Raw genomic sequence first — 16,827 nt, 5'->3', positions numbered from 1 at the left:
CTTCCGCTGTCCGGAAAGGACACCTGATTTCCCATGGAAGACAACAATACCACCACGAACTGCGTGATCGTGGTCGCTGACCCGGCCGGGCTGGTGCTGGCGATCGACACCGACTGTCCCGGCTGCGGGCACTGGGAGCGCACGTTGACCGCGGCCACCGGCCTCTACGGGTGCACCCGCTGCGCGCACACCTCATTCGAACGCGACCACTGACCCCGCTCATGTGCGACCGGCCGCGGCGATGCCGTGGCCGGGAAGGAGTGCTGACCATGACCGAGACCAAGCACGACAACAACCTTGGCGCCGGTGTCCAGGTGGACCTCGAGCACCTCGACCAGGCCGCCGAGGCACTGGCGGGCGCCAGCTCCCGCGACTGGCGCAACGTCGACGTCCGCAACCGCTACCGCGGCCTGGCCCTGATCACGATCGGCGCCTACCTCGCCGCGACGGAGACGGCCGACTGACTTCACATTCTGTCCAAGGAGGACACACGATGGCGAAACTGAATGGCACGGCGCGGGAAACGCTGGCCAACGCCGGGATCACCCCGAAACAGTGGGCGCAACGCCACTTCGGCACGGACCAGTGGCACGGGGACGCGTGTGGCTGTTCCGACGACCGCTGTATCGGTTTCCACCACAGCGACGACGGCGACTGCGGATGCCTGCCCGCGTTGCTGGAGCAGCCGTCATGACCCCGGACGGTGCGCGACCGTCGACACCGGACGAGGTCGTGCTGGGCACGGCCGCTGGGTTGTTGCGGATGCTGCTGGAGCGCAACGGAACGTGGGTGCTGTGCAAGGTGTTCGGCGCGTTCGCGTTGTTCCTGGCGCTGCATCTGATCCGGATTCCGCTGGTGCTGCTGGTGCGGGTGCTGGCCGGGGTGATCGGCGAGCTGGACGGCTACACCAGCCGCCAGATCACCACCCCGCCACGCGGGCCGATCAACCACTACTACGACCCCGCCACCACGATGGCGGGGAGCTGGGAGCACGCACATGTTCGGACGTGACCGCAACCAGGTCTACCGGTCCTATGAGGACGCGTGGCGGGCGGCCGCGATCGCCGACTCCAGCCACGCGATCCGCCGGAACGTGGTGATCGTCCTGGTGCTGATGGCGGCGGATCTGCTTCTGCTGCACGACACGTGGCTCATCTGGCCGCTCTACGCCCTCGCGGTGTGGACGGTGTGGAACACCTGTGGTTGGGCGGTGTTCCGCCACAAGGTCCGTCAGGGCCTGATCTGGGCGCCGGAACGACCCTTGCCGCCATTCGGTGGCCCGGCGCAGGACGGGGGGTGGCGTCATGGCTGAGCGGACACCGCGCCGCACGAGGCAGGAGACGGCGGTGGCGTGGGCGTCCACGCACGCCGGGGAGCTGGCCGGCGTGGCCGTTCCGCTTGTGGCCGGGGCGGTCGTGTCGCCGTGGCTGTGCCTGCTGGTGGTCCCGGGCACCGCGGCGTGGGTGGCCAGTGAGCTGCGGTTGCGGCGCACCACCCGCGCCGCCCGAACCTCGATCACCAGCGCCACCGCCCCTGTCCTGTCCGCCAGCGACGGGGAACAGGACCCGGGCGGTGGCACGAGCGATCAGACCGACCCGGCCGGGAGCAGAGAGCGGAAGGAGGCGCACCGATGACCACGACGAACCTCGATCACCACGACGGCGGGGACAACGGGGACCAGGAGTTCTCCACCGGGCTCGCCGCGCTGGAGAAGCACCTGGCCGACGTCGCCGCACAGCCCACCGACCCGGCCCCACCGCCGGATCCGCCCATGCCGGACGAGGTCCCCGACAACGGCCCCGCCACCTCCGAGGTGGCGGGGCCGGTTCATCGGCGGCCCGGCCGGACGCGGCGCGTTCAGCGGCGGATCGCCGAACACGCCGAGGCGCACCAGCTGCTGACGCTGGAGCACGACGACGCGCCGTTCGAGGTCACTTCCGACAAGGTCCGCGCCCGCCGCAAGGCCGTCGTGGAGGCCTCGCGGCTGTGGCGGCTGGACCGCGACCCGCGAGTGCTGGCCTACCGCGACGCACGGATGGTCACGCTGATCACCAGGCTGGCGCTGGTGTCGCTGGTGCTCGCGCTGGCCTGGTCGACCGCCGGGGTCCAGGTGTTCGCCGCCGAGGGCGCGGCGCAGTGGTCTCCGCAGTGGTGGTTCGCGTGGCTGGTCGAACCGTTCTGCTCGCTGGCGCTGCTGATGGTCGTCGGTGGCAAGGCCTACCTCGCCACCCGGGGCCATGAGGTGGCCGACAAGGGCCTCGACCGCGCGGAATGGGTGTTCCTGTCCCTCACCCTCGGGATGAACGCCTGGCCGCACCTGCCCGGCATCACCGAGGAGTTCACGGTGTCGGCGCTGGTGCTGCACATCCTCGGGCCCATCGTCGCGATGGCCGTGGTCCGCGCGCTGCCCCGGCTGCTGGCCGCGTTCCGGGGCCTGGCCCTCGACCTCGAGGACCCACCGGTCACCGAACCCGACCCGGGCACCGGAGCCGTGACCGCGGTGACGGCCACCGGGCCCCCGACGGAGAAGCCGGTTCCCGTCCGGACCGCACCGGCCCGCCGGAGCGCTCCGGCGACACGACCGGCGCGCTCGACGATCCCGGAGCCCAAGCGCCGGGACCTCACGCAACTGCGCGCCGAGTTCCAGAAGGCGCTCGTGTCGCGCCCGGACGGGTTCGACCCGGCCAACGGCGCGTCGATCATGCGCACCCTCAAGTGCGCGAAGAAGTACGCCAATCAGCTACGTGACGAGCACCTGAACCGCCCCTCGGGCGGTGATGCCTGACCACCCTCCCGCACAGTCACCGGGCAGGGCCGAACCCACCGTTCCCGGTGCGGGTCCGGCCCTGCCCGGTGCTGCACGAGTCCGCACCGAAAGGGACCACTCGCGATGAACCCCACCGACCACAACGACACCCCCGAGTCCACGCCCGAGACCACCGCCGAGTCCGCGCAAGAGTCCGCCACCCCGGCGGGCGAGCTGGCGACCGTGCACCCGCTGCGCACCCGCCCCGACCAGCACGAGTCCACCGGCCCCGCCGATGGCGAGTCCGCGCCTCAGGTGGTCGAGGGACGGATCATCTCCGAGTACGAGTACCGGCTGCTGACCGACGAGAAAGCACAGCGCGAGTGGCGCTACGCCGAGTACCGCAAACAGGCCGTGTGGCTCGCCCGCACCACCCGGACCGCGGTCACCCACGACCGGACGGTGTCGACGCTCAAGTTCGTCGGACGCAACACGCTGGTGTACCCGACTCTCGGCGCGGGGGTGGCGCTCAAGCGGTGGCGCGACACCCACGGATCGAGCCGCTACGAGCGGATGATGCGGGCGGCGGAGCTGGCCGGGGACCACGACAAGCTGGCGGACTGGGAGGCCCGCGACGTGGCGGAGAAAGCGCGCCGTCACGACCGGGCGATGGACTGGGTCCGGTCCCCGTGGCAGCTGGCGAAGGCGGCGGGCGCGGTCACCGTGTGCGCGGCGGTGCTGCTGCTGGTGCTGGGCCTGATCCTGTGGGTCGGCGGGAAGGGCGAGTTCCTAGGGCCGATCAGCGCGGTCATCGACGCGATCGCGTTCGCGGTCTGGTTCGTCATCACCTACGGGGTTCTGCTGGTCACCGGCGTCACCGCCGGGGTATTGACCTGGCTGTGGAACCTGGGCCGCACCTCCCAGGCCGTTCCGGACCTGTTCCGCCCGGCCGCGCAGCGCAACCTCGACGACGTCGAGATCACACCGTCCATCGTGGTCACCGCTCTGCGTGACCTGCGGATTTCCGAGCTGCGCAAGAAGATCGAGGCAATGGAGGACCGGGGCGCCGCGATGCTCGGACCGATCCGGATAGCCGGCTGCGGTGTCGAGTTCGACATCCACCTCCCCTCAGGTGTGGACACCGAGGAGGTCAAGCGCAAGCGGCGGAAGTTCGCCGAGAACATGGGCCGCCACGAACACGAGGTGTTCCTGACCACCCCGCCCACGCCGCGCACGGTCCGGGTCTGGGCAGCCGACTCCGGGGAGCTAGACAAGCCGATCGGGCCGTCTCCGCTGGTCACGGACCCGACCCTCACCGCGGACATGTACTCCGGGCGCGCCCCGTGGGGTATGGACCTGCGCGGGGACGCGGTGCTGATGGCGCTGCTGCAATGCCACCTGCTGATCACCGGACTGTCCAAGCAGGGCAAGACCGCGTCCCTGCGCGCGCTGGCGTTGTGGCTGGCGCTGGACCCGTCGGTGCGGCTCTACATCGCCGATCTGAAGGGCATCGGGGACTGGCGGATGTTCAAACCGGTCGCCGAGAAGCTGATCGAGGGCCCGACCGACTCGCACTGTATCCAGGCCACCCACATGCTGGAGTGGGGAGTGGAGGAGATGGAACGCCGCCTGCAGGCCTTCGACGGTGACAAGTACCGCAACGGTGTGCCCCGTGAGCTGGCGAAACCCGGCGGGCCGTTCGCGCCGATCGTGCTGCTGGTCGACGAGGCCCAGCAAGCGTTCATGAACCCCGCCAAGGACGACAAGAACATCCCATTCGGCGGGCAGACCAGCAAATCCAGGTACTTCATGGCCGCCCGCAAGATCCACAACCAGGGCCGGGCGGTGAACGTCGTGCTGTGGCAGGGAACCCAGGACCCCACCAACGACAACCTGCCCAAACTCGTCCGCGAAGGCGCACACATCCGCGCGGCGCTGGCGCTGGGAACCGAGTCCCAATCGAGGATGGCCCTCGGGGACAAGGCCGTCGACGGCGGTGCCGCACCGCACGAACTGCGCTCTGGCCTGGACAAAGGCACGTTGGTGGTGTCCGGGGAAGGCGTTCCGCTGCCCGCCGGGCAGCCGTCGATGACCGTGCGCACGCACTTCATCGACGGCGACGACTCCGTCACCGTCATCGACCGCGCCGTCGCCATCCGAGGCGGCACCACCACCGAGAAAACCCAGGTCGAGGCACCGCCAGAGCGGGATCTGCTCGACGACGTGGCCGAGGTTCTGGCCGGTGACGACGTCAAGGCCACCGACGTGGCCGCGCGGCTGCGCAGGCTCGCACCCAGCCACGAGCCCTACGCAGATCTCGGCGCCACCAAGCTCAAGGAGGCGCTGGAAAACGTCGGTGTACCGGTCAGGCAGAAAGACGGAACACTCACCGTCCGTGTCCGGCATCTGGTCAACGCCCTGGCCGACCGCGAGGACGAGAAGGGAAGCTGACCCCCTCCCGGGTCAAGCGCTAAAACCAGGGAAATCAGGGTTTTCGCGACCCGGTTTCCCTTCCTCCCTTCTTTCCCTCATCCACCTATCAGTGCTGATCAGGGCAAGGGAGGGTCAGAAGGGAAGGCGGGGAAGCATATGCTTCCCCGCCGCTCGGCCTCCCTTGGCGTTTCCCTTCCGATTCCCTTCCTGTCGCACACACTCCGCCGCGCTCCTGCGGCTACTCGACGTGACCAGTGGAGGTTGTTATGGGCTGGTTGTTCTCGACGGACCGCGACCCGGAGGACCCGGACCAGATGGCGATCGCCGTGCACGAACTCGGTCACGCGTGGGCGTGGAAGGACGGCGGGCTCACGATCACCGAGATCCGGCACCAGGGCGACGAAGGCCACGTGAGGTTCGACTACCGCGCAAAGGACTGGGGCGAGACGCTGGCGCTGGCGTACTGCGTCGGGTGCTGGGCCGGGTTCGAGGCTGAGGACCGGTGGCGCAAGGCCAACGGGCACGGCCGCGCGCAGCGTGGCCACTCCGCCCACGACATCGGCAACTTCAAGCACGTCGCCCGCGGCATGGACAAGCGGCCCTCCGAGAGCACCGCGCGCTCACTAGCCCGCAAGCGCGTCGGGCAGCGCTGGTCGCAGATCGTGCGGCAGGCCCCGGTCCTGGTCCGCGACGGCCGTATCTCCATCTGACCGGGCTGTCCACGACTAGCGCGGCCGCTGGCCCTTCATCACAGACGTTCGCCGGACCGGCGGCAGGCACTCGACGCCCCGCCGGTCCGGCGAAACCCATCACCGCAAGGAGGCTCCATGTTCCTGCCCACGCCCGACCTGTCCGAGACCGACGCCTACGCCTGCCTCGGAGTCCGCCGCCCCACCGTGATCCTGCACGAGCGCCACGTGTTCGCGGTCGGGTTCACCCGGCCCGACGTCGCCCGCGACGCCGTCGAGGCGGCCGCCCTGGACCTGTGGATCCCGGTGCCGTCACGGGCCGACGCGACACGGTTCCGGCTCGCGTGGTTCGCCTACACCCACGCCTGGCACGAGGACGACCCGGTGATGCGCCGCGCCGCGCCCGGCGAGGACGGCGCGTTTCCGGTGATGATCTGGCGGGCGGCCGACATCGACGACGCCTGGGCCGCCGAACAGGACCGCGTCGCCGCGCGCCGGACGGCGGTGGCCGCATGATCCCTCGCGCCATCATCGCGGCCGCCCCGGCCGGGTGTCAGGCCTCGAGACCCCGCGCGGCCGCCGACATCGGTGATGGCGCGATTCCCGCTCTGACGGCCCGTGAATCGATCGTCGCAACGGTTTTCGCAACGGGTGCCGCAACGGCGGCCCGCGACCATCGAGTTGTCCAGATGGCACCGACGAAAGGAAGTTCCCCGTGAGCGGCAATCAGGAGACCCCCGCCCAGGAGTGCCTCCGACACCAGCAGAGCATCCACCCGGCCGAGTACGTCGAGTTCTGCGGCCGCTGTGGCCACGCCACCGGCGGCGGCTACGGCCACCTCACCACGTGGTGCACGGCCGACGGCAGAAAGCCGACCGAAGACCATTTCTGCTGCCCCGGCTCCTGTCAGCTGCGCGACGGCTCCAACGTCAACCGGAACGCGCCGTGTCACCCGAAGCCGCGTGACCTCGCGCGTTGGATCGCCGAGACCAACGCGGCATGGGAGAAGCGTCGCCGGTAATCAGCACCCACACACATCCACGGACTCGCCCCGGCCGACCTCGACCGGGGCGAGTCCGTCGACCGGGCAGCGCACGGCCGCGCCACCGCCATGTCCAGCTCGCACAACAACATCCGCCGACCAGGGAGGAAAGACTTCATGACGGACGACGACTTCGATCCCGATTTCGACCTTGACCTTGACGAGGAGGACCCGGACGCCCCGGTAGCGGGGCTCGTCACCGGCATCTGCCGCCGCTGTGAAGCCCAGATCACTGACGTCACCGTGGAAGAAGGCGAACGCTGGGAACGCAAGCACCGACGAACGTGCCCGCGCCGAGACCAACCCGCGATCTGGTAGCCCCTGGCGCGGGCCTCTCCTGCGCGTTACACCGCAGTCCCTGACCCGGTCCCGGTCGCGCGGTGCCTGCGCGCCTCGCCGGAGATGGCGGGACCGCTGGACGCGGTGCTGTCCCGGCTGGCCCGCCGGTTCGCGGTGCACCTGCACGAGTGCCCGGCGTGGGATCCGAAACCGAACTGGCGGAAGGAGATCCGTGGATGACTGACACCCAGCGCGCGGCGCTGATGCGGGCGGCGCTGGAGATGGCTGGCAGGGGGATACCGGTGTTCCCGCTCTGGCCCGGTACGAAGATCGCCGCCTGGCACCGCCCGGACCGCTGTCCCGCAACAGGGGCGTGCGCGGACGGGCACGCGATGCCGGAAGACCTCGCCACCCTCGACCCGGACCGCATCCGATGGCGCTGGGCCGACCGCCCGTGGAACGTCGGGGTGTTTCCCGGCCCGGCCGGCCGGATCGTCGTGGACTGCGACCAGCCCAAGACCGGCGACGACCCGGACGGCTGGCAACAGCTGCAGGCGCTCGCGGCGGACCTCGGCGGGCCGCTGCCCGACACCTGGACCGTCACCACTCCCAGCGGTGGGCGGCACTGCTGGTTTCGGGTGCCGCCCGGGTGCCGCCTGCGCGGCACCGTGAAGCACATCGCGTCCCATGTGGACACGAGGTGCTGGGGCACCTACGCCCTGGCGCCGGGGTCGGTGTTCGAGGGCGGCGCCTACGAGCTGCTCGACGACACCGACGAAGCCGAGTTCCCGGGGTGGCTGGTCCAGGCCAACGTCGAACACGCCACCACGGCCATCTCAGGGCGCGGTGAGAAGCCCGTGAAAGCGCCCGATGCCTATGTGGCGGCCGCACTGCGGTCCGAGACCGACCGTGTCCGCAGGGAACCGCCAGGGCGGCGGAACAAGGTGCTGTCCACCGCCGCCTACGCCCTCGGTCAGCTCGTCGGCGCGCACGTGCTCGACGAGCACCTCGCCCGCACCGAACTCCAGGCCGCGGTCGCCGCCTGGCGCACCCCCGAATCGCTGGTGAAAGACCACGGGGTCATCGACACCAGCCTGCGCGCCGGGGGCCGCAATCCCCGGCGCATCACCGGAAAAGCGGCCTGACTTCCCGGGCCGAACGCTCCACATCGCACCAACCCCATCGAAGGAAGGAACACATCATCATGTCCGTGCACAGCCGCTGGGACGACACGGTCCGCGACGCGATCACCAGCCTGGAACACCGCAAGGGCGACTGGGTGTCCCTGGCCGACCTGCGATCGAAACTCGACCACCAAGGCACCAGCCGCGCCGCGCAGGACGCGCACCTCAACCGCATGTCGCAGGAAGGCAAAGCCCGCTTCAACCCCGATGGCAACCGCATCAAGTGGGTCGGCAAGCGCTGACCCCGTCGTCCGCCTGAGCCTCCCGCCAGCTCGCCAAAGGCGCCGCACCACCAACCCACGCACACCCCCCGGGGGCGCTCCCGGCACCCGGGACTCATCGCACCGGAAGGAAACACACCATGCCGAACTCGTCTGCCCAGTGGTCCGTCAAGGGCGATACCTTCGCCAAGAGCGGTAGCAAGCCCACCGCCGAAGCCGCGTGGACCGCCGCCCGCAACTACGCGGACCCGCACCTCCAGGGGGCCGGGGAGAACGGGGTCGGGGAGATGGCCGCGATCACCGTCAACGGCCTCACCACCTCGGTCACCAAGGACACGCTCCACCGCGAGATCCGCGACCGGATCGCCGCCAGCAAATAGTCACCCAGTCCGCCACGAGGGCCCGCGCAGCACCGGCTGCGCGGGCCCTTCCCTGTGCTGCCCGGGAGGACAGCGATGGCACGCCAATACCCGTGGGTGCTCGCGGCGGTGCCGTGGTCACCCGATCTCGAATACACGCGCGGCCGCCTGTACGGGAAACCGTTGCTGTCGCGCAACACCGCACCACGGCATCTGCTCGCGACCCGCCGCCAGCTGCGCGCCACCGGGAAACGGCCGGGTGGTCAGGATCCGGTGGCGTTCCTGTACTTCCGGTGCCGCAAGGCCGGGAAGACCGTCTACGCCAACCTCTACCTCATCGACCAGGCCAAGCCGGTCCGGCCGATGACCCCCGCCCGGCAGGAGGCGTTGGGCAAGGCGATGGCCGCCCGCCGCACCTGCCGCGAATGCCGCGAGACCGGTTACGCGGAACTGCCGAAGGCGCACCGCACCTGCGAAGCCTGCCTCTACACCGCCGGGCTCGACTCGGATTCCTATCTGCACGAGTTCCTGCACGGCGACCCCACCCTCGACGCCGCCGGGCACGCCGCCCTGTCCACACACGACCACCCCGCCATCGGATGGGAGATCGCCGCGTGACCCCGACCCTGCGTTTCCTCGCCCTGCCGCCCTACCTGCACACCCGTCCGCGCCGTTCCGAGGAGAGCTGATGTTCACGACCTATCACGAGTTCGCCGGGTTCGGCGGCGACACCACCGGAGTGCTGGCCGTGCCCGGCACCGAAGGCGTCCTGGCGGCGAACCACGACAAGATCGCGGTCGCCACGCACGGGCTGAACCACCCGGGGATGGACCACTACCGCGGGGACATCGCGAAGGCCGACATCGGCGGCTTCCCGCGCGTGGACTTCTTCTGGGCATCGCCCGCGTGTCCGCCGTGGACGGACGCGCGCGGCCAGAAGAGGGACTTCGACCAGAACCTGCAAGGTGTCCTGTTCGACCCCAAGACCGGGCCCAAAGCGCTCGACCCGTCGGTGGCGCGGGCACGGGCGCTGATGGAGGAGGTCCCGCGCTACCTGCGCGCAATGAGGCTGCGCGGCAAACCCGTGCTCGGAGGCGTCGTGGAGAACGTCGTGCAGGTGGCGAAGTGGTCGGAGTTCAAGCGCTGGCGCCGGGAGATCGAGGCCGAGGGCTACCTGACCTGGCTGATCGCGCTCAACGCCATGCGCGTCACCGGCCCGACGCTGGGGAAGGTCGCACAGTCGCGGAACCGGTTCTTCCTGGGCTACTGCCACAAGAGCCTCGGCCGGGTGCCGGACTGGGACAAGTGGCTGCGCCCCAAGGCCTACTGTGCCAGCTGCGACGAGATCGTCACCGCGATGCAGGTCTTCAAGAAACCCGACGACGTCATGGGCGTCTACGGCATCCGCAACGGCCAGTACGTCTACAAGTGCCCGCACCGTAAGTGCTGCAACCAGATCGTGGAGCCGGAGGTGCTGGCCGCGTCGACCATCATCGACTGGGACCTGGATCCCGGACAGCGGATCGGGGAACGGGTCGACGACCGCGGCCGGCCGGACCCGCTCACCCCGAACACGATGGCCCGGATCGAAGCCGGACTGGAACGGCACATGGGCGCACTGCTGGCCCCGGCCGGAGGCACCTGGCGCCAGCACGCCACCAGCGTGGACGAGCCACTGCCCACCCGCACCACCCGGGAGACCGACGGGCTGGTGTGCCCGCCGCTGCTGGTCTCCTGCGCCGCGCGGGCCGGGGTGAACACCGCCATCACCGTCGACCGGCCGATGCGGGCACAAACGTGCCGCCGGGAGACCGCGGTCGTCATGCCGCCGTTCATCTCCATCCAGCGCAACGGAGGCTCTGCCAAGACCGCCTACCCGGTCAGTGGACCGATCCCGACCGTGTCCGCCGGAGGCAATCACCACGGCCTGGTCGTACCGTCCGCAGACCTGATGCACATGCTGATGCGGAACAACTCGAGCCGTGGTTCCGGCGCGGAGATGTGCACCCCTGTCGACGAACCCATCCGCACTCTGACCACCCACGGGCACCAGTCGCTGATCGCCTGGCAACCCAGTCGAGCAGACGTCGATCTCTGCACGTTCCGGATGCTCGAACCGCACGAGATCGGCGCCGGGATGGGCTTCCCGCCCGGCTACAAGATGTCCAGCAAGGTCAAACGCGCACAGGTACGCGGCTACGGCAACGCCGTACCCCCGGCCATGGCCGAGGTCCTCGCGTCCGCGTTGATCGAGACCTTCTCCGGTGAACCACTGGAACCCGCCGCATGACGGCGGGCGCAACACGGCACCACCCGCACGACCGAAGGAGGCCCCATGTCCAGCACGCCCGACACCACGCCACACGGCGGCACGTCGTTGTGGCCGGTCGGCGACGACGGCCGCCGGATCGTGCGGATCGGTGAGGACCCGGACGCCATCCGGGTCCTCACCCGCGCACTGGACGCGCGGATCATCCCCGGCACCTACGTCTCCGACGGCACCCCCGTGGTCGTGGAGGAGATCTCCGGCGCCGCCGGACCCGAAGCCGCCGACGAGGACGTCGCGCTGCCACTGACCGCGTCGGTGCTCAAACCCGCACTGCTGGCCGCGCTGCTGGCCGAGCACGCCACCGTCAACGGGGTGAAGAACGGGAAACCGGCGGAAGTGAGCCCGCCGGGCCCGGTGCTGTCGGCGGTGCTCGCTCGGCGGGCGTGGCGGGGGCTGCCGGTGCTGCGCCGGATCATCTCCACCCCGGTCCTGCGCCCGGACGGAACCCTGCTGCAGCGACCCGGTTACGACCCGGCGACCGGGTTCTATCTGGCCAGCAACACCCATCTCGCGCCGGTCCCGGACCAGCCCACCCCGGCCGAGGTCGCCGCCGCCCGGGACTTCCTGATGGAACGGTTCCTCGGGGACTTCCCGTGGCGCACCCCGGCGGACAAGGCCAACTACCTTGCCTTGCTGGCCACGCCGCTGGTGCGGCCGCTGACCCGGGCGCTGTCGCCGTTCGGGCTGATCGAGGCGTCCATGCCCGGATCGGGAAAGACGATCCTGACCGGGTGCGTGGGGCTGCTGGTCGGGCAGACCGTGCAGACCTGGACCGACTCCGAGGACGAACTCCGCAAGACCATCACCACCGTCCTCGACGGCGACCACGGCGTGATCGTGTTCGACAACCTCAAGGAAGGGACCATCGTCGATTCCGCCGTCCTCGCCCGGCTGATGACCGAACGAACCTGGTCGGATCGGAAGCTGGGCACCAACAGCGCGAGCACGTTCACCAACGACCGGATGTGGCTGGCGACCGGGAACAACCTGCGGACCGGTGGGGACATGGCCTCGAGGACGGTGTGGGTGCGGCTCGACCCGGACTGTCCCCGGCCGGAAGCGAGGACGGGGTTCACGATCCCGAACCTCGACACCTGGATCCTGGATCCGCGCAACCGGGCCACCGTGCTGCGCCACATCCTTATCCTGATCCTCGACTGGGCCACCCACGGTGCGCCGCTGGCGTCCGGGGCGATTCCGCAGATGCGGCAGTTCACCGCCTGGGCCAAACACCTGGGCGGGTTCCTCGAGCATCACGGCGTGGCCGGGTTCCTGACCAACACGGAATCCGTGCGCGGGCTGGACGAGGACAACGCCGAGTGGCGGAACTTCCTGCACACCTGGCACGACCTGCACGGCGACATCCAGCTCACCGCACAGCAACTCCGGGTCTCCGGCGAACCCACCGCGGGCACCGACCCCTGGGCCGGAACGTTCCCGACCGACCGAGCCGGGAAGCCCGTCAGTGCCAAATCACTGGGAAGAAGGCTGACAGGTCATATCGACCGCTGGCACACCGACATCGTTCTACGCAGCGTGATCGACGACCACGCCAACTGCCGGGCCTACTGGGTCCAGAAGGCGACCTCCTAGGAATCCCGGGGAAACAAACCCGCAAACCCGCAAACCCGCAAAACACGTCCTGACCTGCCGAAACATCGTGCGGGTTTGCTTGATCAAGGAAATTCTAAACCCGCAAACCCGCTGCTTTGCGGGTTTGCGGGTATGCCCTCCGAATCCAAACCCGCAAGCATATGCGCAGGTCAGAGGGCACTTTGCGGGTTTGCGGGTTTGCGGGTTTGGTTTCAGCCCCCACGCCCCAAGGGTCCAAACCCGCCATCCACCACCTGCCAGCACTCCCACGCAACCCGCTACCCAACGTCACACCGAGCAGGCCGCCGGACCACCACCGACGGCCTGCTCGACGTGCCCGCACGAAAGGAGCTCGCCATGGGTCAGGATCGAGCCTTTATGAGGCGGCTTCTCAGTATCGCCGAGGTGTGCGACGAGATGGACGTTGCACCGTCCACTTTCTACGAATGGCGGGCGACGAAACGCGCGCCGAAGTGTCTCAAGCTGCCGAACGGCGCCGTCCGGATCCGACGCAGCGATTTCGAAGCTTGGCTCGACGAGAGGGAAGTGGCTGCATGATCAGCCTGTCGTACAAGGTCCGTATCTGGACAATTGAGACCCGGGTGAACGCGGCGGGCAAGGTGACCAGCTACCGCGCCCAATGGATGGTCGAGCAAGAGAGATTCAAAGAGTCGTTCAAGCTCTTTACGCAAGCGGACGGGTTTCGCTCGTCGCTGCTCGCGGCGCAGCGTGCGGGCGAGGCCTTCGACATCGTGACCGGGTTGCCACGTTCGATGACTCAGCCCAAGGGTGACATGACGTGGTATCAGTTCGCTGAGTCCTATGTGGACATGAAATGGCCGGATGCCGCTGCGACGGCCCGGCAGACAATGGCCGAAGCGCTGATCCGTGTGACGCCGGTGTTCATGCAGGAAGAGAAGAATCGCCCCGACGCCAAGGTGGTCCGGTCCGCTCTGCGTCAGTGGGGGTACAACACGGAGTATCGCACCGGTCGAGAGGTGCCGACGGACGTCGAGAAGGTGTTGGCGTGGTGTCGGCGCAAGACGGTAAGCGTGAAAGCGGTGACGGATCCGGATGTTCTGCGCGCTTTGCAGCGAGCGGTGACACGCCGCCTCGATGGCAAGCGCTTCGCGCCGAGCGTGGCGCGGAAAACCCGCGCCGTGTTGTTCAACGCGCTTGACTACGCGGTGGAACTGGGGCTGATCGAGGCGAATCCCTTGAGTTCGGTGAAGTGGTCCGCCATGCCTTCCGGGAAGAGAAAGGTGAACAAACGGGCGGTCCCGAATCCTGTCCAGGCGCGCACTCTGCTGGCCGGGGTTGGCTCGCTTCCGCGCAGCGGCCCGCGACTTGAGGCGTTCTTCGGTTCGATGTACTACGCCGGCCTCCGACCTGAGGAGACGGTTGCCTTGAACAAGCGCAATCTCGCGTCACTTCCGGAACCGGAGTGGGATGAAGAACGCGAGGAGCATGTCTACGACTGGGGCGAGTTCCACTTGGAGCTTGCCGAACCTCACGCGGGAGGGCGGTGGACCGACAGCGGGAAGCCGCGCGACGAACGGCCTTTGAAGTCGCGCGGGGAAGGGGAAGGGCGCACTGTGAGTTTCCCGCCCGACCTGACTCGCTTGCTGTGGCGCCACATCCGGCTGTTCGGGTTTGCGCCGGACGGGCGGCTGTTCCACGGGGAGCAGGGGGGCGAGGTCCCGATGATCACCTACACCAGGGCGTGGCGTGCAGTGCGCAAGCTGATCCTTAGCGAGGAAGCGCAAGCCACGCCATTGGCGTCCAGGCCGTACGACCTTCGTCACGCTGCCGTCAGTACACAGCTGGCGGCCGGGATCGACCCGGCCGCGGTGGCCGAGTGGGCGGGGCACTCAGTGGCGGTGCTGCTGGAGACCTATGCCGCGTTCCTCGACAAGGGAGAGGCCGCCAACCGGGCGCGCATCGAGAAAATCCTTGGACACAAGCCGAAGGAGTGAGTCCGTCGCGTTCCCCGTGGGAACGCATTGGGAACAGACACCCGTGGAAAGCCGGAGCAGGCCGGAGACAGCCGGAGTGCGGGGGAAGATCGCGAACGCGATGATTTTGCTGGTCAGATGCGGTTTTCCCCGCACTTTGTGGTGTGCCCTCGGCAGGATTCGAACCTGCGACACCTGCCTCCGGAGGGCAGTGCTCTATCCCCTGAGCTACGAGGGCGTTGCCGCCTGAGCGACTTGCGAAGCTTAGCGCATCCGTCCGGCGTCCTCGCGCGCGGTGGTCGTTAACCGTGGTGATGGTCCACCAGGCGGGTGAGGAGCCGGGTCAGCTGCTCCCGTTCGGCCGGCTTCAGCGGCGCGAGGAAGACGTCCTGTGTGTCCCTGACCAGCTCCTCCAGGTGATCCAGCCGTCGAGTGCCCGTGTCGGTGAGGGTGATCAGGTTGCGCCTGCCGTCGGCCGGGTCGGGGGCGCGCTCGACGTAGTCCGCGTCGGCCAGTTCGTTGATGACGGCGACGACGTCGCTGCGGTCGATTCCGGTGGCGCGGCTGAGCGCGGCCTGGCTCGAAGGGCCGTTCTCGTCGATGGCCGCGAGGATCCCGTAGTGGTACCGGCGGGCGCCGCTGCGGGCGAATTCGTCGATCGCGAGCCGGTGGGCCACGGTGGCGGCCTGGTTGACCAGCCAGCTGGCCTTGTCGCGGAGCCGGGCGGGAGCGGTGCTCATTCGGACAGCGTAGCGTTGGTGACACCAACGAACTGGGAGGACATCGTGATCGAACCGTTCGAGGTGCGGATTCCCGAATCCGCCGTCGCCGACCTGCGCGAGCGGCTGCGCGCCACGCGCTGGCCCGAGCCCGCCACCGTGGACGATTGGGGCCAGGGTGTCCCGCTGGAGTTCGCGCGGGAGCTGTGCCGGTACTGGGCGGAGGACTACGACTTCGGCCTGGCGGGCCGCGTCAACGCTTTCCCGGGCTTCAAGACCGCCGTGGAGGGTCTCGGTATCCATTTCCTGCACGTCCGGTCGCCGGAGCCGGACGCGACGCCGCTCGTCCTCACGCACGGCTGGCCGGGGTCGGTGGTCGAGTTCCTCGACGTACTCGGCCCGCTGACCGACCCGGCCGCGCACGGGGGTGACCCCGCGGACGCGTTCCATGTCGTGGCGCCGTCGCTGCCAGGGTTCGGGTGGAGCGACAAGCCGACCGGGACGGGATGGAATGTCGAGCGCATCGCGCGGGCGTGGGACGAGCTGATGGGCAAGCTCGGCTACGAGCGCTACGCCGCGCAGGGCGGCGACTGGGGCGCGGGGGTGACGAACATGCTCGCCAAGGTCGCGCCGGAGCGCTTGATCGCCATCCACGTGAACATGGCGGGCGTCCCGTACGACGAGACCAAGCTGGGTGCGCCGACGGCGGAGGAGAAGGCGGCGATCGGCGATCTGCTCCGGTTCCGTGAGGTCGGGTCCGCGTACTCGCAGCAGCAGGGCACGCGTCCGCAGACGGTCGGCTACGGGCTCAACGACTCGCCGGCGGCGCAGGCGGCCTGGATCGTCGAGAAGTTCTGGGAGTGGACCGACAACGACGGCTCGCCGGAGACGGCGCTGTCCTGGCGTCAGATGCTCGACGCGATCTCCGTCTACTGGTTCACCGAGACGGCGACTTCGTCGGCGCGGATCTACTGGGAGAGCAAGGAGCGGGACCTCTCGGCGATTGAGGTTCCTTCGGGTATCTCGATCTTCCCTCGCGAGATCATCCGCCCCTCGAAGCGCTGGGCGGAGCTGCGCTACACCGATCTTCGCTGGTACGAGGTGCTGTCCAAGGGCGGTCACTTCGCCGCGTTCGAGCAGCCCGAGGCCTTCGTCGGCCAGTTGAGGGGGTTCTTCCGGTCGCTCCGGTAGCGGACCGTGTCGGTTTCAGGTTTCGGGAAGGCCCTCCTGGGGGATGGCTTCCTTGTGTGGCTTAAGACATGGTGAACTTAGGCTCAC

General features: G+C 69.0%; 22 protein-coding genes and 1 tRNA gene. 21 read left to right on the top strand and 2 right to left on the bottom strand.

Annotated features, from left to right (window positions below; translation table 11 throughout):
• Nucleotides 1-33 precede the first annotated feature (33 nt).
• The 20 genes from HDA45_RS12950 to HDA45_RS42370 all read left to right on the top strand — a co-directional run bounded on the left by HDA45_RS12950 (nt 34) and on the right by HDA45_RS42370 (nt 14,851).
• Nucleotides 34-213 (top strand): hypothetical protein, encoded by a 180-nt coding sequence (locus HDA45_RS12950; protein ID WP_184894994.1) that lies wholly within the window; start codon nt 34-36, stop codon nt 211-213.
• Nucleotides 214-269: 56 nt separating this feature from the next.
• The gene (locus HDA45_RS12945; protein ID WP_184894992.1) at nt 270-464 is read left to right on the top strand and encodes a hypothetical protein; all 195 of its coding nucleotides are present in this window, start codon (nt 270-272) and stop codon (nt 462-464) included.
• Between the two features lie 29 nt (nt 465-493).
• Nucleotides 494-694 (top strand): hypothetical protein, encoded by a 201-nt coding sequence (locus tag HDA45_RS12940; protein WP_184894990.1) that lies wholly within the window; start codon nt 494-496, stop codon nt 692-694.
• Complete coding sequence (locus HDA45_RS12935; RefSeq protein WP_246480689.1) at nt 691-1,011, top strand: hypothetical protein; 321 nt, start codon at nt 691-693, stop codon at nt 1,009-1,011. The genes HDA45_RS12940 and HDA45_RS12935 overlap by 4 nt, the downstream gene beginning before the upstream one ends.
• On the top strand, nt 998-1,312 hold the full coding sequence (locus HDA45_RS12930; protein WP_184894989.1) for a hypothetical protein: 315 nt from the start codon (nt 998-1,000) through the stop codon (nt 1,310-1,312). The genes HDA45_RS12935 and HDA45_RS12930 overlap by 14 nt, the downstream gene beginning before the upstream one ends.
• Nucleotides 1,305-1,634, top strand: coding sequence for a conjugal transfer protein TraH (locus HDA45_RS12925; RefSeq protein ID WP_184894987.1), 330 nt, complete (start codon nt 1,305-1,307; stop codon nt 1,632-1,634). Before HDA45_RS12930 ends, HDA45_RS12925 begins: the two co-directional genes overlap by 8 nt.
• Nucleotides 1,631-2,785 carry a conjugal transfer protein TraI gene (locus HDA45_RS12920; protein ID WP_184894985.1) on the top strand — a complete coding sequence of 385 codons (1,155 nt, stop codon included), beginning with the start codon at nt 1,631-1,633 and terminating at the stop codon, nt 2,783-2,785. Before HDA45_RS12925 ends, HDA45_RS12920 begins: the two co-directional genes overlap by 4 nt.
• 105 nt (nt 2,786-2,890) lie before the next feature.
• Nucleotides 2,891-5,197 (top strand): FtsK/SpoIIIE domain-containing protein, encoded by a 2,307-nt coding sequence (locus HDA45_RS12915; RefSeq protein ID WP_184894983.1) that lies wholly within the window; start codon nt 2,891-2,893, stop codon nt 5,195-5,197.
• Nucleotides 5,198-5,445: 248 nt separating this feature from the next.
• Complete coding sequence (locus HDA45_RS12910) at nt 5,446-5,889, top strand: hypothetical protein (protein ID WP_184894981.1); 444 nt, start codon at nt 5,446-5,448, stop codon at nt 5,887-5,889.
• Nucleotides 5,890-6,006: 117 nt separating this feature from the next.
• Nucleotides 6,007-6,384, top strand: coding sequence for a hypothetical protein (locus HDA45_RS12905; protein ID WP_184894979.1), 378 nt, complete (start codon nt 6,007-6,009; stop codon nt 6,382-6,384).
• Between the two features lie 199 nt (nt 6,385-6,583).
• The gene (locus HDA45_RS12900; RefSeq protein WP_184894976.1) at nt 6,584-6,889 is read left to right on the top strand and encodes a hypothetical protein; all 306 of its coding nucleotides are present in this window, start codon (nt 6,584-6,586) and stop codon (nt 6,887-6,889) included.
• 138 nt (nt 6,890-7,027) lie between these two features.
• On the top strand, nt 7,028-7,228 hold the full coding sequence (locus tag HDA45_RS12895; protein WP_184894974.1) for a hypothetical protein: 201 nt from the start codon (nt 7,028-7,030) through the stop codon (nt 7,226-7,228).
• A 197-nt stretch (nt 7,229-7,425) separates the two neighbouring features.
• Nucleotides 7,426-8,334, top strand: a complete 909-nt coding sequence (locus HDA45_RS12890; RefSeq protein ID WP_184894972.1) for a bifunctional DNA primase/polymerase — start codon at nt 7,426-7,428, stop codon at nt 8,332-8,334.
• A 59-nt stretch (nt 8,335-8,393) separates the two neighbouring features.
• Nucleotides 8,394-8,615 carry a hypothetical protein gene (locus HDA45_RS12885; RefSeq protein ID WP_184894970.1) on the top strand — a complete coding sequence of 74 codons (222 nt, stop codon included), beginning with the start codon at nt 8,394-8,396 and terminating at the stop codon, nt 8,613-8,615.
• Nucleotides 8,616-8,734: 119 nt separating this feature from the next.
• Nucleotides 8,735-8,974, top strand: coding sequence for a hypothetical protein (locus tag HDA45_RS12880; protein ID WP_184894969.1), 240 nt, complete (start codon nt 8,735-8,737; stop codon nt 8,972-8,974).
• A 75-nt stretch (nt 8,975-9,049) separates the two neighbouring features.
• On the top strand, nt 9,050-9,571 hold the full coding sequence (locus HDA45_RS12875; RefSeq protein WP_184894967.1) for an RRQRL motif-containing zinc-binding protein: 522 nt from the start codon (nt 9,050-9,052) through the stop codon (nt 9,569-9,571).
• A gap of 70 nt (nt 9,572-9,641) precedes the next feature.
• Nucleotides 9,642-11,243, top strand: coding sequence for a DNA cytosine methyltransferase (locus tag HDA45_RS12870; protein ID WP_246480688.1), 1,602 nt, complete (start codon nt 9,642-9,644; stop codon nt 11,241-11,243).
• Nucleotides 11,244-11,288: 45 nt separating this feature from the next.
• Nucleotides 11,289-12,875, top strand: a complete 1,587-nt coding sequence (locus tag HDA45_RS12865; RefSeq protein ID WP_184894965.1) for a hypothetical protein — start codon at nt 11,289-11,291, stop codon at nt 12,873-12,875.
• Nucleotides 12,876-13,232: 357 nt separating this feature from the next.
• Nucleotides 13,233-13,433, top strand: a complete 201-nt coding sequence (locus tag HDA45_RS12860) for a helix-turn-helix transcriptional regulator (RefSeq protein ID WP_184894963.1) — start codon at nt 13,233-13,235, stop codon at nt 13,431-13,433.
• The gene (locus HDA45_RS42370; protein WP_246480687.1) at nt 13,430-14,851 is read left to right on the top strand and encodes a tyrosine-type recombinase/integrase; all 1,422 of its coding nucleotides are present in this window, start codon (nt 13,430-13,432) and stop codon (nt 14,849-14,851) included. Before HDA45_RS12860 ends, HDA45_RS42370 begins: the two co-directional genes overlap by 4 nt.
• 144 nt (nt 14,852-14,995) lie before the next feature.
• Here the strand turns inward: HDA45_RS42370 and HDA45_RS12850 are convergent.
• Nucleotides 14,996-15,068: transfer RNA gene (locus HDA45_RS12850), tRNA-Arg, on the bottom strand.
• Nucleotides 15,069-15,132: 64 nt separating this feature from the next.
• Nucleotides 15,133-15,570 carry a MarR family winged helix-turn-helix transcriptional regulator gene (locus tag HDA45_RS12845; RefSeq protein ID WP_184894961.1) on the bottom strand — a complete coding sequence of 146 codons (438 nt, stop codon included), beginning with the start codon at nt 15,568-15,570 and terminating at the stop codon, nt 15,133-15,135.
• 45 nt (nt 15,571-15,615) lie between these two features.
• Between HDA45_RS12845 and HDA45_RS12840 the strand changes: the two genes are divergently transcribed.
• Nucleotides 15,616-16,740: an alpha/beta fold hydrolase gene (locus tag HDA45_RS12840; RefSeq protein WP_184905560.1), complete on the top strand. Its 1,125-nt coding sequence runs from the start codon at nt 15,616-15,618 to the stop codon at nt 16,738-16,740.
• Nucleotides 16,741-16,827: the final 87 nt, after the last annotated feature.

Source organism: Amycolatopsis umgeniensis, from assembly GCF_014205155.1.
Classification (GTDB): Bacteria; Actinomycetota; Actinomycetes; order Mycobacteriales; family Pseudonocardiaceae; genus Amycolatopsis; species Amycolatopsis umgeniensis.
The sequence above is the reverse complement of the archived record's forward strand: the minus strand, read 5'-3'. Positions and strand labels throughout refer to the sequence as shown.